Raw genomic sequence first — 14,637 nt, forward strand, 5'->3', positions numbered from 1 at the left:
GTTTTTTTCACCTTGTCTTCCGTTGTTGCGGCCCAATTTGGCCATCGGTCAGATGGAAGTCACCACTCCCTGCCCGTTTGAGGCAATCTTTGAGGAGGCTGCTGATGGTCTTCCAGGCAATATCCTGCCGGATATGATCACCGTCCACGACAAGAGGCTCGGCTATCAGATGTTTGCTTGGGCAAGTCGTCTCCCTTAATAAATGTATGGCAATAAAACATCTGATTGATGTGGCTGATGGTGTAAAATCCGCGTTTTCCTTTAATGATACCTGCCCTATCTAACGGTGGAAACGCTCATTAAAGAGCAGCAGGATGATTATTATTTGGCTCTGCGTGAGGCAGGTAAGGCCTGTGATGCAACGCCCTTTATTGCCTTTATGCTGAAAACACTGGAGCAGGCTTTGACAGAAGCCCTGGCATCAGAACCCTCCTATGGCGAACAAGCTGGGCAAGAGACCGATCAAGTTAAAAAGCTGATCAATGTGTTGTTCTCCACAAGTGGACAGGCGCTAGGCTCCAAGGATCTGATGGAACGCTTGCAACTGAAACACCGCCCCAGCTTTCGTAAAAGCTATTTAACGCCGGCGATTGAAAGTGAACTGGTTGTGATGAGCTACCCTGAACGTCCAAACAGCCCGAAGCAGACCTATCGATTGAGTGAGAAGGGGCTGACTTTTCTGAAAACGCTGAACGGATAAACAATATTTCCCGTACTTGCAGTGTTGCCTGTGCATCCCTTTCTGAGTTGGATCTATGATCGCAGATACCGTCTCTTACTCTGATATTTCTGGCGCTTTGCTGAAAAAGCTGGCAGGGCCACGAGCCTACGAGCGGGGTGTGGATTACTATCACAATGGCATGTGGAAGAGCTGACTATTGATGGTGACAAAGTCTGTGGTGATAGTCATTTGTGTCCACATGTAGCTATCCAGTAAGACATATATTCGACAGAAGCCGGGGGATTACAGGGAACGGCTTCTGTTTCGCTCATTGTCTGCCTACCCTCAAAGCGATACCAGCTCTTTAAGATCTTTGTCCGAGAGTTCAGAGACCCATTGCTCGCCACTGGCAACCGTTAACTCTGCCAGTTCCTTCTTGCTCTGAATCATGGCATCAATTTTCTCTTCAAAGGTGTTTTCGGTGATCAACCGGTGTACCTGCACATTTTTCTTCTGGCCGATGCGATAGGCGCGGTCTGTGGCCTGAGCTTCAACGGCCGGGTTCCACCACAAGTCATAATGAATCACCTGGCTGGCTGCGGTCAGGTTCAAGCCGGTGCCGCCAGCTTTTAGGGAGAGAATCAACAGGCGGGTACGTGGGTTGTTCTGAAAGTCATCCACTATGGCGTCCCGTTTATTGCGGGTCAATCCGCCATGCAGGAACGAGGCATCCAGTGTCAATTCCTGGTACAAAGTGCTCACAAGCAGTTCCCCCATGGTCGTGTACTGGGTAAAGACCAGTACTTTCTCTTCCGCATCGGTTGCCTCCCGGACCAGTTCCACAAAGGTGGCCAGTTTTCCGGATTCTGAAACTGGAGCTTGTGCATGATTCAGGAACTGGGCAGGCGAATTGCAGATTTGTTTGAGGGCATTGAGCAATTTGAAAATAATGCCTTTACGCTCAATGCCATCGTCACTGGATTGCAAGTCTTCCATAATACTGTCGACAGTGCTTTGGTACAGGGCAGCTTGTTGTGGGCTCAGGCTGCAATAGCGGTTGCTTTCGACTTTGGCAGGCAGGTCACTGATAATATTCTTATCAGTTTTCAGACGTCGTAGAATAAAGGGAGCGGTGATTTTACGAAACCTGTCCAGACTGACCTGATCCCGATCCTGCTCAATAGGGAAGGCGAATTCTTCGTTGAATCGTTTTTGTGTACCCAGATAGCCCTTGTTGGTGTAGTCGAACAGGCTCCAGTATTCCCGCAGTCGGTTCTCCACCGGCGTTCCGCTTAAACCAATCCGAATATCTGCTTTTAAATTCTTGATGGCTTTGGTTTGTTTGGTGCCCGGGTTTTTAATCGCCTGCGCCTCATCAATTACCACTGTACGCCAGCGTGGTTTGCTTAATGTTGTGCCGTCTGAACGGATAAGTCCGTAACTGGTGAGGATGATATCGTGCTCCTCTATATCCAGACTGCGCTGGTTGCCGTGATAGATAAGAACACTGAGACTCGGGGCGAACCGTTGCATCTCTTTACGCCAGTTGGTCAGTAGTGAGGTGGGCGCAACCACCAGCCCTTTGTGCTTATCTAACTGACCAGATTCTTTCTGATGCAGAAGCAGGGTAATCACCTGTACAGTTTTGCCCAACCCCATGTCGTCTGCCAGCAGGGAACCAAAGCCGATACGGGCGTTCTGGGCCATCCACTCATAACCCCGTTGCTGATAAGGGCGCAGTTGTGCATCAAGCCCCTGTGGCAAGGGAGCTGGATCCCCCCTGAGCAACTGGTTGAACAACTCTTCTGCACTGGAACCTAAATCAACTTTGGCACCGTCGAGCGCACCTGACAGACCGGCTTTCAGCAATTGCATTCTGGACAGGGATTCGGGAAGATCATTTAACTTTTTCAGCAGTTGTTGCAGGCGGGAATCATCCAGCATAACGTACTGATCCAGCATTTTTACCAGCCCGGAAGCCCCGCTGACCAGATTCAGAAACTCATCGGCTGATACCCGTTGATCGCCAATGGCGACCTGCCATTTGAACTGGAGCAACTGATCAATATTGAGATAGCTGACCGGCTTGTCGCTGTCTCCTTTGGAGAGAGACAGGCTGAGCTGCGGATAGGCCAGGTTGCGCAGGCTTTTCGGCAGCACCAACTGAATACCCAGCATTCTCAGGGCGGGAAGCGTATTCAGAAAGAGTGGTGTAAATGCCTCAAGGGTATAGTGAAGTGACGAAGGTTGCTTCTGGTTAGCTTTGGGGGCGCTGTACAACGCTTCAATGTCTGGCAGGTAATCCGCCAGCAGAGCCAGATCGGTAAGAATGCTAATTTTTGTGGGCGACAATTCCTGACTGCCGAGAATACGGGCCAGCGGCTGCATTGCGCCAGATTGTTCAACCTGTACGGAAAGGGCAAGTTCTGCCTGATAATCGTTCTCTGATAACTGTTCTTCTTCCGTCGTGACTTCTTCGACGACCATGTGAAGGCGATGACTGCGTTCACCGAGCGTGAGCCTGTTCAGCCAGTTGTTAATGACTTTCGGAAATTCAATGGTTTCAAAGCTGTTGAACAAGCAGGGCGTAGCGCCAAAAAACAGCTGGCAGATATCCTGTGTAACAAGGTTACCGGAAGATTGCACCAGAGCTGTACTGGTAAAATGGCTGATCAAACCATGCAGGGCTGCATCCACCTGGGTTTTGCCATCGGTATAATGCCGGATAGCTTTACGACGGCGCTTCGGAGCATGTGTGAGCAGAACAAGATCGGGCGGGCAGAGCTGATAAAGCTGTTCCATTCGAGTTCTGACTGGTTCACTCATGAGTGCGGGATGCCAGTGGATCAGTGTTTTATCATCTGACTGCTGATAAACCGCTGGAATATAAGCTTGTTGTGTGACCAGTCTTATAGCCAGACGGTAGAGCAGCTGCCACATCATGGCATGGTGGTAGTGTCGCGTGGTTTCCGGACGTTGACTGGTATGCAGTGATTTCAGTAGTCGGCACCAGCCCATCACTGACTTGATGCCAGGGAGGGTGGTCTTACTTTCAGCCTCGCCTTCACTCTCAATAGACTGAAACTGTCCGCTTTCATCAATGATCAGTGAAAGGCGATCAATGTTCGTAATTTCTGTACTGTTATTTTCGGAGTCGTTGCTGTTGTTGGTTTTGTTGAATAACGCGGCACAGCGGGCCGACCGTTTATATATACCAGCCATGACTGTTCGAAAGTCTTTGCTGTAAAAAAGAGGATTGCTCCCGAGTATGCTGAATATGCGTTCATTCAAGGGGGCGATAGTGGTTAGATCCAGTGTTTCAAACACAGGTGTTTTGGGTTTTTCCCAGTTCTGTACAACGGGTTCAGGGTGCCAGTGATCAAGGTATTGTTCCGGGGCGTCCAGCCCTGCCAGTACGACACCTGACTGTTTTTCCATAGCTTTGATCAGATCCATGCCATGGAGCTCAAACACCAGAAACGGGTTTTTATCAATCTCGCTGGCTATCAGATAGATAATGGCGGCGATATGCTTGCAGGGCATGGCCCAGTCCGGACAGGAACAGCTGGCGGTCATATCTTGCCAGCTGCGGGGAAACAGGGGTATTTTTTGCTGAGCGAGTAACGCCAGAGTTTGTTCCGGAAGCTGCCGGTTGAGCAGCCTGGCCAGTACCGCAGGGTTGCTGCTGACTGTCTCCAGAATCCTGTTTTGCTCTTTTCTGGAAAAACCGGGCAAGCTGACGGTGACTCTGTAAGGTCTGCGCTGGCGCCCCTGCACATCTGCCTTGGTGGTTGGTCCTTGTATTTCAATCGCTGTGACAGAACCATTACCGGCATAGCGCCGCCCCCGGGGCAGGCGGTTGGTGTCATCTATGCCATTGAAAGCTGCAAGCCACTGCTCGCCCCACCAGGTTTGACCATAAGAGTGTGTCATTTTACATTTTGTAGAAAGTCTCAGATATGGTGCATGATATAACTGCAGTTGTGATAGTGATACTGGCTGTCAGAAAGCTCTTTGGTCAATCATGTTTAGCTGAGGTGAGCAGCTGGCATCGTTTCGGCATATTCGCGTATATCATCAAGGTGTTGTTCCATCATGGCTTTGAGAATATTTACGTCCAGGCGCTGGTACTCGTATACGGCGATATTTCGAACCCCCAGCCATACCCAAGGCTCATGACCATTGGCCTTGGCCGTTTCGATCAAACTGTAAAGAGTGGCACTACTCCTGGCTCCCGCTTCCGAGTCCGAGTCCGAGAACATCCAGTTACGGCGTCCGATCACGAACGGTTTGATCGCCCGCTCGGAGGCGTTGTTGTCGATACCCACAAGTCCGTTATCCCGATAACGTTCCAGATAGTTCCACTGGTTATGCATATACCGGATGGCCTCCCCAAGCTTACTTTTCGAGATGACTTTCGGACGGTATTTTTGATGGTGTCCATGACTGGACGGGCGTCGTTTTGCCTCGCCAGGCATCGCTCTTCGGCCCTTTGGGCAGAGCATCGTAGGCTTCCTTGAACTTACGGCGGGCATGAGCCATGCAGCCAATCAGCGTAATACCGTCGCTTTCCCGCTCCAGCGCTTACGAAGATAAAGACCTTCTGGAGGTTAAAATTCCGGTTCGCTGGACGAAGATGAAAGGCCGTAAAACCTTGTCCGTTCCCGGTAGTTTATATCGGGATGCTGCTAAACCAGCTGTCAGAGAGGCGTTGGTGCAGGCTCATCGTTGTCAGAATAAATTGCTTAAGGGTGAAGCTGGTAGTGTGAAAGAGTTAGCTCGAGTGGAGAAGATTGACAAGAGTCAGTTGTCCAAAATTTTGCGTTTGACGTCACTGGCTCTGGATATTCAGAAGGATATTCTGCAGGAAATTGGGCACTGGCCTCTGACGCTTCAGCAGATAATGCAGCCGTTTCCGCTGGAATGGAAAGAGCAGAGAGAGTTTTTCCGACCGTAAAGACCACCACGTAGGCCAAGAGTGCTTGCCAGTAGTTACATCCCCCAAAAACCAGAGTGTTTGTGTTCGCATTCTTGTATATAGACTTGAGACAGATAATGATAGATCAACCACCTTTGGAATGATCTCTGATAAGAGCCATCTATATGTCAGAAATAACCCCTTTAGCGCCGGAGTTGCTGGCTGAGCTTCGCCTCCTCATTTCCGATTCTCGCCAAAAAGCCTCTGCGGCAGTCAATGCCTCCCTGACTTTTATGTATTGGCAGATAGGTCAGCGTATTAATCAAGAAGTATTGGGTGGCGAGCGGGCTGAATACGGCAAACAGGTGGTAGTTTCTCTCGCCAAACAGCTCACCCAGGAGTTTGGCCGGGGCTTCTCGGATAAGCAGTTGCGGCGGATGATGCAGTTTGCCGAGGTTTTTCCTGAGCAGAATATTGTCGTGTCACTGATGCGACAATTGAGTTGGACCCATTTTATTACCCTGATTCCCATGAAAGACCCACTGCAGCGGGAGTTTTATGCACAAATGTGTCGTATTGAAGGCTGGAGTGTACGGGAGCTGGGGGAGCGGGTTGACTTGATGCTCTATCAGAGAACCGCGCTTTCCAAAAAACCGGAAAAACTGATTGAGAAAGAGTTGAAAACCCTGGCTGAGAAAAACCGGCTGGAGTCCAGCCTGGTACTGAAAGACCCTTATGTGCTGGACTTTTTGCAACTCAATGATCATTACCTTGAAAAAGATCTTGAAGACGCTATTTTGCGAGATCTTGAAAGCTTTTTGCTGGAGCTGGGGGCTGGCTTTTCCTTTATTGCACGACAAAAGCGAATCCAGATCGACGGTGATGACTTTTATATAGACCTGTTGTTCTACAACCGTCAGCTGAAACAGTTGGTGGCGATTGATTTAAAAATTGGTCGTTTTAAAGCACATTACAAAGGGCAAATGGAACTCTATCTGCGATGGCTCGACCAGCATGAGCGTCAGCCCGGCGAAGAGCCTCCGCTGGGTATTATTCTCTGTGCTGAGAACCGTAAAGAGCAGATTGAGCTACTACAGCTGGGTGATTCTGGTATCCATGTAGCGGAATATTTGACGGTATTGCCAGAGCGAGAAGTGTTGCATAGTCGCCTGCAGCGTGCTATCGATGAAGCACAAAAGAAGTATGTGTTAAGAGAAAGTGACTAATGCATCCTCTCTGGGGCATTCAGGGTGGAATTCATCTGAAGTACATAAAAGACAATGTTCGTCTGGAATGGAAGAGTCCGGTTCATTGGCGGGGGATGCAAGGCCGGAAAACCTTGTCTGCTCCAGGCAGTATGTACCGGAACACGGCAGAACTTGCTGTGCGAGAAGTTTTGGTATAGATCCATCGTTGCCGCCTGCCAGAGGTCTGTCAGATCAACATCTTTATTAAGGGTGGCAGCGATGTCTTGAGAAAGCCCCCAGCATTCACTGGCGGGAATTGTGCTGGGCTATGGCTGTTTCCGCTGGAGAGGCAGGGGTAGAGAGGAGTGTTCTTCAAGGTTTGAGATTAACGTCAGAGTTGAAGTTGTTCCAGCAGACTTTGGTGGAAAACTGCACGGTCATACGAAACTCCGCCTGCTTTGACTAAACCTGCCGATGATGGGAGTCTTTGTGAAGATCATCCAAGTGTGAGGGATATTGCTATGCATCATGGACAGATGTCAACCGCTACAGCTCTGAAGGTGAAAAGAATAAGAGAGCAGATTAAGAAAGCAGGTATTCCCCCCAGCAAGTTGGATGAGAATCTGATTATTGGAACTTGGAATATTCGTGAATTTGGTAAGGCCGCCAGGCGGGATGATGCTATTCATCTCATAGCTGAAATCATCGGGCAGTTCGATGTTCTGGCATTGACGGAGTTGCGGGATAATCTCGATGATCTGTCGAGAGTTTTGGATATCCTGGGCCCCTATTACAAAGTTGTTTACTCCGATTTTCGTAGTGATGCTGCAGGTTTTCAGGAGCGTATCGCGTATGTCTACGACAAGAGGGCAGCTGTGTTCACCGGGCTGGCAGCTGAAGCTGATCCTTTGCGAGAGCGAGGCGATGATGGTGAGTACCGACAGGTGTCACCGGACTGGTGGCGTTCCCCTTATATGGTGTCCTTCCGGTCAGGGAATTTTGATTTTGTGATGCTGACCGCCCATATCCGGTGGAGTGGCGGTGTGAAAGCACGAGCCAAGGCTCTGGAGCAATTAGCGCGCTGGGTTGAAATGCGCAGGGAGTCAAAATTTCTCACTGATCGTGATTTCATTGTATTGGGTGATTTTAATATACCCAGTCGCAGGAGTAGTGCTTTTAAAGCGATTACATCAGGAAGTCTGCAACTTCCACCAGCCATGCTCAATATCAAAGGAACAAACCTGACAGAGAAGGCGACTTACGATCAGATCCTGCACAGTCCTACACGCAGAGAAAGGTTCACAGGTAAGGGTGGAGTGATTCGGTTTTATAAGGACTCGCACGAAGAGCTTTATCCTGAACTTTCCCTAGGGAAGTTTAAAAACCAGCTGAGTGATCATTTGCCTTTATGGCTAGAGTTGAATACCTGGATTGAGGATGAACTGCTGGAAAAGGCTCTGATGCAAGAGTAAAGAGCTTTAACAGGTGTCGCCTGACCTCCTCATGAGTAAAAAACAAACCAAAATATACTGTCGTTTAATGGCTGTTTAACTGGTTGGAATATAAGAAGAAAAAAGGGGAAAGATTTTGGTTATATTTCCCTGTTTTTAGAGCAGAGAGTCGGATATATCCAAGGATGTGGTGAAAATGTCTAAGGGGAGAGAGTTTGCCGTCTCCCTCGTAATCGCCAAATAGGCAGGCTAGAGGGGTTGTTTCGCCAGGTGTTGGATAAGGTGAGTCTTCTGTAGAAAGGAAAAATGGCAGGCCACGAGAGAATCGAACTCCCAACCCCCGGTTTTGGAGACCGGTGCTCTACCAATTGAGCTAGTGGCCTGCAGAAGACTGGGTGAAATATACCTCGCTGATTTTCGGAAGTCTATGTTCTATCAGGAAATTTTGAGGTTTTCGTAATTGAACAGAAAGCAGCTAACTATGTCGTTTATCTCTCATCTTTTATATAGCTAGGTAAAGCTGTATTTTATTGCAGAAAACGCATTTATACCCTTGACACTGATCTGGCCGGCCCATAGAATTCGCCACGCATTCCGGCACTGCCTCAGCACTGTGTGAGTCATGAAATTCCGGAGGGTCTGGGGCCTTAGCTCAGCTGGGAGAGCGCAACACTGGCAGTGTTGAGGTCAGCGGTTCGATCCCGCTAGGCTCCACCAGCTTCTTTCGAGAGGCTTATTTTTTAGAAAATTATGTCCCGTTCGTCTAGTGGCCTAGGACACTGCCCTTTCACGGCAGTAACAGGGGTTCGAGTCCCCTACGGGATGCCATATTCGGTGTATGCCAAAGAAATGCGGGAATAGCTCAGCTGGTAGAGCACAACCTTGCCAAGGTTGGGGTCGCGAGTTCGAATCTCGTTTCCCGCTCCAAGATTAAAGCCCATATCATTAGATGTGGGCTTTTTTTATTGTATAAATCGGGGTTCAGTATCTTTTATTTTTCCAAAAACGTAACCAGATCCTTCGCGCTCTGTTCGGGAATCTCTTCCATCGGGATATGGCCGACACCGGGGTAGCTGATTAACTCGCTGCCCTTTATGGCCTTATGGAATTTGTCAGCATGTCGGAAGGGAATCCAGCCATCATCCTCTCCCCACATAATCAATACCGGCATAGTGAGCTGGTTCAGACGGCTAAGATCAAAGCCAAAGTTATTACGAATTCTGCGCAGTAATTTCCCCCCGGCTTTCCTGTTACCTTTCCGGTTGAGTAGAGTTTTATAGCGGTCTATCTCGTCATCGGTAGCCAGTTCCGGGTTGCCGTAACCTTGGCGTACCAGTTGTTTGAATACAAACCGTGGAGGATCAATATAATCACCAATGCGGCCAACTACGGGCATTCCCCAGAACGCCAGGGGGGCAGGGGGCACAAACAGGTAACCTGCCGGATCCAGCATGACCAGTTTAGTCACCTGTTCCGGATGCCGGGCAGCGTACTGATAGGCGAAATAGCCTCCAAGGGAATTACCCACCAGGTAGAAATTATCCAGCTCCAGTTTTTGGGTTAGTTTATGCAGAATGTCCGCATAGGCTTTATCACTGGTTTGTCCGTCTGGCATGGGGCCGGTCAGGCCAAAGTTGGGCAGGTCCAGGGAGATCAGGCGATAATTTTTCTCCAGGTAGGGGCGCCATTTCTCCCAGGTGTGCAGAGAGGAAAAAAGCCCGTGGAGCATCACGATGGTCGGGCCGTCAGGGTTACCCTGATCACGAATATGCACATTTAAACCATCAATATTCACAAACTGTGATGGGGGCTGGGCATAAACTCTGGCCAGTTCGTTTACGGGCATTTGGGTGGCGCAGCCGCCGAGCAGCATGATCGACAAAAGCAAAAGTTTTATTCGTACATAAGAAAGACTTATCATAACGCTCTATTTTTATTGGGATATCAGTAATCCAATACTAAGGAAGTAGAGGGTTAAAAGAATATGGCATAAGCGACGGAACCCGTGGTCAGTCTGGCTGCCTGAGCTGATATGATGAATGGCAACCAGAATAATGAGGGCTTAGGGCAAAAGCCTGCGTGCTGCTGCGGTTACGAATGATGGTTTCCAGCTCATCGTGCTTGAGGGCAAACAACTTAGAGTGAACTGACTGCATTCCTGCTACATTCCAGAACACTTCAAGAGTGCAGATCGGATCATATTTGGGTTGGTATGGATCTTAGGGCTTCCCAGCACTACAGCCCCACATCATTTTTTTTGATCTCGTTTGGGCATAAAAATACTGCCTGATGACTTCACTTACCAGGCAGTAATAGATGCTTGGATCAGATGCATTTTCTAGTTTGCAGGTGATATTTCCCTGCTCTTTTGGGTGATTTTCCAACTTAATAAGGTATCTGACAAGCGGCCTGTAATCAGGCGAAGTTGGCTTCCGCAAACTCCCAGTTTACCAGTGTCCAGAAGGCTTTCAGGTAATCAGGACGCACATTGCGGTAGTCGATGTAGTAAGCGTGCTCCCACAGGTCGCAGGTCAGAAGGGGTTTCTGGTCAGTGGTCAGAGGCGTCGCGGCGTTGCTGGTGTTTACGATTTCAACAGAACCGTCAGCATTCTTCACCAGCCAGGTCCAGCTGGAGCCAAAGTTGTTTACGGCCATTTCGGTGAACTTGGCGACAAACTCTTCGTAAGAATCAAAAGCCTTGTTAATGGCTTCTGCCAGGGCACCGGAGGGTTGGCCTCCACCGTTGGGACTCAGGCAGCTCCAGTAGAAAGTGTGGTTCCAGATTTGAGCGGCGTTGTTGAAAACGCCACCGGAGGAAGACTTCACGATCTCTTCCAGAGACTTGCTGGCAAGATCAGTTCCCTCAACCAGACCATTCAGCTTTACAACGTAGGTGTTGTGGTGCTTGCCATAGTGGTAGTCCAGTGTTTCCCTGGAAATATGAGGCTCAAGGGCGTCACGCTCATAAGGCAGGGCAGGCAATTCAAAAGCCATTTGGGTTATCTCCATTTAAGATCCAGATCAGGCAAATGCCGAAGTGCCTCGGCAGCGGCAGATTCGGTTTGCCGATAATAGCACCTCGTCAGCGCTGTTTTCTACGTCATAATGGCGTGTGTTGCCATGAATCCTAGTGGTTTTTCTCTATCGAGCGACAGTTTTTCCTTTTTGTTGTTATATCACTGGAGCGGCGGGCCAGGTGCTCAAAGGTTGCCAGTGGGTCTGAGCTTCTGAACCGGATCGCGACATTGAACCCTGCTTTGAGCCTGCGACGCAGCTCGTTCATCAGGGCGTTTGCGCAGAAGTATGGCGGGCGGCAGTTGGGATGGGGCGTGCTTTGGCTTACAATGGCTGCAATTCCATTGTTGAAAAATGCCTAGTTATATGAACTCCCGTTCTCAGGATGATCTTGAACATTTGCCCAGTATTTCCCTGTCACCGGATGATATGCAGGATCGTAACCCGGAACGGGGAAAAAAAAGCGCAGAAAAAATCTCCCGTGTGCAGGCAGATACTCCACGCCGGTTTTCTATTGTTAATGTGATTTTGCTGCTTGCGGTGCTGGCCCTGGCGGCAGGTGGTTATCTGCAGATTCGTGAACTGGAAAACAGCCTTAATACCGCAAAGGCCCAGTTAAATAATACCGTCAGTCAGTTAACGGAAGTGTCCGGCACGGTTTCCGAAACCGGTGCTTCTCTGAACAAGAGTGACAGCCAGGTACGGGATGAGCTGAAAGCGATGAATTTTGAAATCCGTAAACTCTGGGATCTGTCCAACAAAAGAAACCGGACCAATATTGAGGCTCAGGACAAACGCCTTGGTTCCATTGAAGATGATTTAAAAGTTTCAGAGAAAGAGTTGAGAAGCTCCCTGGCGAAAAGCAACAGTGCTGTTGAAGCCACAGTCAAAGAGCTGGAGCTTGTGCAGAAAGAGCTGAGGGCTGTCAGTGCCGATGTGGTTGCAGGTTCTGCCGTTAGTGGTGAGCAGATGTCGGCCATTCAGAATAAGGTGAATGCGCTGGCCAAAAAGGTAGATAAAACTATTGCTGATAATCGCAAGATGGCCAGCGATATAAGCAACCAGATCAAGAAATATGACGATCAGATTCGGGCGATAGACACCCATCGCCAGCAACTGAATCGCCGGTTGCTGCAGCTGGAGAACAGTGTGCGTAACCTGAATTCTGGTGGGCAGGGGAATCTCGGACTGGAATCAGTACCTCAAGGATAACCCTGTCGTCGTCTTTTATTGAGTCGCTGTCGCAGTAGGGGCAGGCTTTCAGTTGGCATCATCATCATTATTATTAATTGTTCGACCTGTGCAGGTTTCGGCGAGTGCCTGTGAAAGGGTGCAGTTTCTGAGTAGAGGGCGATATGGGAGTGGGCAGGTGAGTGTGGCCAATGACTTCACGGACAGCAGGTATATGAATAGCAGATGGTATCGCGCTCTTGCTGTTATCTGCATGCCTTTGTGGTTGGGAGGATGTTCCCTCTGGGGTTTCTGGGAAGAACCTGAAGAAAAACTATCTGCTCCGTTTTCCCCTGCTGCATCTGTTTGGGAGCTGGAGCCGGGAAGTGAATATCATGGTGATATAACCGATCTGCTGAGAGGTCGAGGATTAATGACGCCTGTATTAACGATTCTTCCCGATGGTGAATTTCTCCCGGATTATGTACGGTCTGCCAAATTATACGACGGTCTGTCAAAGGCCGGGCTGAATCTGGTCTCAGGGGAAAGCGTCCTGAAGTGGTATTACCGGATGATCGCGGCTGTTGAGCAGAGTTGTCCGGACGGTGCCATTGACCCACTGGCCTCCTGTCGCTCCAGGAATTTCTTCCGCTGGCTGCCGGGTGTTGGCAGAGAGCTTTATGACCATAAGATGGTTCAGGCTTTCCTTGATAAGGAAAAAGCAGATTATCTGATTGTTTCTGACCCGGGGGTTTATGAATCACCTTCTGTGCTTAATCTGCGTTATGCACCTTCATCTCTGCCACTGGTGAAACTGTCTTCGTCCGAGAGAATCCAGCTTCTGACACCTGTTAAACACCAGGCGGAACTTGTGCTGGTGCAGGTTGAACGGGATGCCTATAACCATGCCCGCGAATGGCGCCGGGTTGAGGCCCGTTGCCGGCTGCCGGTTCCCGGTGAGCTTTCAGGTACGCAGCTGCGGCGGGAAAGAAACCGGGTTCTGGACAGATTAAGGGAGCGTTGTCTATCTGGTCTGGCTGACTTGAATGTTGCTCGATAATTGTCGCGTGAATCGGCAGGTTATCCTGCGTAACAAGTCGTTAGCTGTTTGTTAACCTCCCCTTACATCTTTTCGCTCGACATCATTGGGGCTATTCCTTAATGTGTAGGGATAATTTTCCCTGTGTGCTTGTGCTTCTGGCCCATGAATCCGAACTATCTTGACTTTGAACAACCCATCGCAGAGCTCGAAGCCAAAATCGAGGAGCTGCGTCTGGTTGGCAGTGATAACGAACTGAATATCACGAGCGAAATTGCGACCCTTGAAGAAAAGTGTCGCAATCTCACCGCCAATATCTTTGAGGACCTTTCCCCCTGGCAGGTGGCCCAGCTGGCCCGGCACCCCCGTCGTCCTTACACCTTCGATTATATTCGCGAAATCTTTACTGATTTTGACGAGCTGCATGGTGACCGGCATTTCTCCGATGATCAGGCGATTATGGGTGGTATGGCGGAGCTGGATGGTCAGGTAGTGATGGTGATTGGTCACCAGAAAGGCCGTGAGGTTCAGGAGAAGGTCAAGCGTAACTTCGGCATGCCCCGCCCGGAAGGTTACAGAAAAGCCTGCCGCCTGATGGAGATGGCGGAGCGTTTCAATATGCCCATTCTGACCTTTATCGACACCCCGGGCGCTTACCCGGGCATCGACGCCGAAGAACGTGGCCAGAGTGAAGCGATTGCCTGGAATCTCGGTGTGATGTCCCGCCTGAAAACCCCCATTATCTCTACCGTAATTGGTGAGGGTGGTTCCGGTGGCGCGCTGGCTATTGGTGTATGCAACCGTCTGCTGATGCTGCAGTACTCCACCTATTCCGTGATTTCCCCGGAAGGCTGCGCTTCCATTTTATGGAAAACTGCCGAGCGTGCCTCCGACGCGGCCCAGGCTATGGGCATTACCGCTGAGCGCCTCCAGGAATTGGGTCTGGTGGACAAAGTAATTGCCGAGCCCCTGGGTAGTGCCCACCGGGATCAGGAGCAGGCCGCCGCCAGCCTCAAGCAGGCTCTTCTGGGCGAGCTGGACTCTTTGAAGAATATGACCGGCAGTGAGCTGGTTGAGGACCGTTACCAGCGCCTGCGGCGCCTGGGAGTGAACTGAACCGATCTGTTGCTGTCTTAAAGAAAACAGGGAGTCTGATCACAAGTCGGTAACCTGGAGGCTGATGCGGTATCATTCAT

General features: G+C 49.8%; 12 protein-coding genes and 4 tRNA genes. 11 read left to right on the forward strand and 5 right to left on the reverse strand.

The window, feature by feature from the left end; all coding sequences use genetic code 11:
* The coding region (locus tag ACY2RQ_RS10330) for a hypothetical protein (RefSeq protein ID WP_490112893.1) at positions 1–199 on the forward strand (199 nt) is incomplete at its 5' end.
* 126 nt (positions 200–325) lie between these two features.
* On the forward strand, positions 326–700 hold the full coding sequence (locus ACY2RQ_RS10335) for a Fic family protein (protein ID WP_490112894.1): 375 nt from the start codon (positions 326–328) through the stop codon (positions 698–700).
* 306 nt (positions 701–1,006) lie between these two features.
* Here ACY2RQ_RS10335 and ACY2RQ_RS10340 read toward each other — a convergent pair whose 3' ends face one another.
* Positions 1,007–4,594 (reverse strand): SNF2-related protein, encoded by a 3,588-nt coding sequence (locus ACY2RQ_RS10340; RefSeq protein WP_490112895.1) that lies wholly within the window; start codon positions 4,592–4,594, stop codon positions 1,007–1,009.
* 95 nt (positions 4,595–4,689) lie between these two features.
* Positions 4,690–5,139: an IS66 family transposase gene (locus ACY2RQ_RS10345; RefSeq protein WP_490112896.1), complete on the reverse strand. Its 450-nt coding sequence runs from the start codon at positions 5,137–5,139 to the stop codon at positions 4,690–4,692.
* Positions 5,140–5,201: 62 nt separating this feature from the next.
* On the opposite strand from ACY2RQ_RS10345, the gene ACY2RQ_RS10350 reads away from it, so the two are divergent.
* From ACY2RQ_RS10350 to ACY2RQ_RS10360, 3 genes are all read left to right on the forward strand, one after another.
* Positions 5,202–5,618 (forward strand): hypothetical protein, encoded by a 417-nt coding sequence (locus ACY2RQ_RS10350; protein WP_490112897.1) that lies wholly within the window; start codon positions 5,202–5,204, stop codon positions 5,616–5,618.
* Between the two features lie 146 nt (positions 5,619–5,764).
* Positions 5,765–6,805: a PDDEXK nuclease domain-containing protein gene (locus ACY2RQ_RS10355; RefSeq protein ID WP_490112898.1), complete on the forward strand. Its 1,041-nt coding sequence runs from the start codon at positions 5,765–5,767 to the stop codon at positions 6,803–6,805.
* Positions 6,806–7,287: 482 nt separating this feature from the next.
* Positions 7,288–8,238, forward strand: coding sequence for an endonuclease/exonuclease/phosphatase family protein (locus ACY2RQ_RS10360; RefSeq protein ID WP_490112899.1), 951 nt, complete (start codon positions 7,288–7,290; stop codon positions 8,236–8,238).
* Between the two features lie 286 nt (positions 8,239–8,524).
* On the opposite strand, the gene ACY2RQ_RS10365 is transcribed toward ACY2RQ_RS10360, so the two are convergent.
* A tRNA-Trp gene (locus ACY2RQ_RS10365) sits at positions 8,525–8,600 on the reverse strand.
* Between the two features lie 258 nt (positions 8,601–8,858).
* Here ACY2RQ_RS10365 and ACY2RQ_RS10370 point away from each other — a divergent pair.
* From ACY2RQ_RS10370 to ACY2RQ_RS10380, 3 genes are all read left to right on the forward strand, one after another.
* Positions 8,859–8,934, forward strand: a tRNA-Ala gene (locus ACY2RQ_RS10370).
* Between the two features lie 35 nt (positions 8,935–8,969).
* Positions 8,970–9,045: transfer RNA gene (locus ACY2RQ_RS10375), tRNA-Glu, on the forward strand.
* Positions 9,046–9,068: 23 nt separating this feature from the next.
* A tRNA-Gly gene (locus tag ACY2RQ_RS10380) sits at positions 9,069–9,144 on the forward strand.
* Between the two features lie 64 nt (positions 9,145–9,208).
* Here ACY2RQ_RS10380 and ACY2RQ_RS10385 read toward each other — a convergent pair.
* Both ACY2RQ_RS10385 and ACY2RQ_RS10390 read right to left on the reverse strand, forming a co-directional pair.
* Positions 9,209–10,063: an alpha/beta fold hydrolase gene (locus ACY2RQ_RS10385; RefSeq protein ID WP_490112900.1), complete on the reverse strand. Its 855-nt coding sequence runs from the start codon at positions 10,061–10,063 to the stop codon at positions 9,209–9,211.
* Between the two features lie 569 nt (positions 10,064–10,632).
* Positions 10,633–11,211, reverse strand: a complete 579-nt coding sequence (locus tag ACY2RQ_RS10390; protein ID WP_490113045.1) for a Fe-Mn family superoxide dismutase — start codon at positions 11,209–11,211, stop codon at positions 10,633–10,635.
* Positions 11,212–11,598: 387 nt separating this feature from the next.
* On the opposite strand from ACY2RQ_RS10390, the gene ACY2RQ_RS10395 reads away from it, so the two are divergent.
* The 3 genes from ACY2RQ_RS10395 (at position 11,599) to ACY2RQ_RS10405 (ending at position 14,557) form a co-directional block, all read left to right on the forward strand.
* Complete coding sequence (locus ACY2RQ_RS10395; RefSeq protein WP_490112901.1) at positions 11,599–12,444, forward strand: hypothetical protein; 846 nt, start codon at positions 11,599–11,601, stop codon at positions 12,442–12,444.
* A gap of 193 nt (positions 12,445–12,637) precedes the next feature.
* Positions 12,638–13,462, forward strand: coding sequence for a hypothetical protein (locus ACY2RQ_RS10400; protein WP_490112902.1), 825 nt, complete (start codon positions 12,638–12,640; stop codon positions 13,460–13,462).
* Between the two features lie 144 nt (positions 13,463–13,606).
* A complete protein-coding gene (locus ACY2RQ_RS10405) occupies positions 13,607–14,557 on the forward strand; it encodes an acetyl-CoA carboxylase carboxyltransferase subunit alpha (RefSeq protein ID WP_490112903.1) in 951 nt (316 codons plus the stop codon).
* The last annotated feature ends 80 nt before the right edge of the window (positions 14,558–14,637 follow it).

The sequence above is a fragment of the Parendozoicomonas sp. 209JJ7-1 genome, assembly GCF_058147085.1.

What these genes read in the sequence shown, in the direction of transcription:
- ACY2RQ_RS10345 (WP_490112896.1), bottom strand. Translation starts at nt 5,139, where the DNA reads ATGCCTGGCGAGGCAAAACGACGCCCGTCCAGTCATGGACACCATCAA.
- ACY2RQ_RS10360 (WP_490112899.1), top strand. Translation starts at nt 7,288, where the DNA reads ATGCATCATGGACAGATGTCAACCGCTACAGCTCTGAAGGTGAAAAGA.
- ACY2RQ_RS10395 (WP_490112901.1), top strand. Translation starts at nt 11,599, where the DNA reads ATGAACTCCCGTTCTCAGGATGATCTTGAACATTTGCCCAGTATTTCC.
- ACY2RQ_RS10400 (WP_490112902.1), top strand. Translation starts at nt 12,638, where the DNA reads ATGAATAGCAGATGGTATCGCGCTCTTGCTGTTATCTGCATGCCTTTG.
- ACY2RQ_RS10355 (WP_490112898.1), top strand. Translation starts at nt 5,765, where the DNA reads ATGTCAGAAATAACCCCTTTAGCGCCGGAGTTGCTGGCTGAGCTTCGC.
- ACY2RQ_RS10390 (WP_490113045.1), bottom strand. Translation starts at nt 11,211, where the DNA reads ATGGCTTTTGAATTGCCTGCCCTGCCTTATGAGCGTGACGCCCTTGAG.
- ACY2RQ_RS10405 (WP_490112903.1), top strand. Translation starts at nt 13,607, where the DNA reads ATGAATCCGAACTATCTTGACTTTGAACAACCCATCGCAGAGCTCGAA.
- ACY2RQ_RS10340 (WP_490112895.1), bottom strand. Translation starts at nt 4,594, where the DNA reads ATGACACACTCTTATGGTCAAACCTGGTGGGGCGAGCAGTGGCTTGCA.
- ACY2RQ_RS10350 (WP_490112897.1), top strand. Translation starts at nt 5,202, where the DNA reads ATGCAGCCAATCAGCGTAATACCGTCGCTTTCCCGCTCCAGCGCTTAC.
- ACY2RQ_RS10385 (WP_490112900.1), bottom strand. Translation starts at nt 10,063, where the DNA reads ATGCCCGTAAACGAACTGGCCAGAGTTTATGCCCAGCCCCCATCACAG.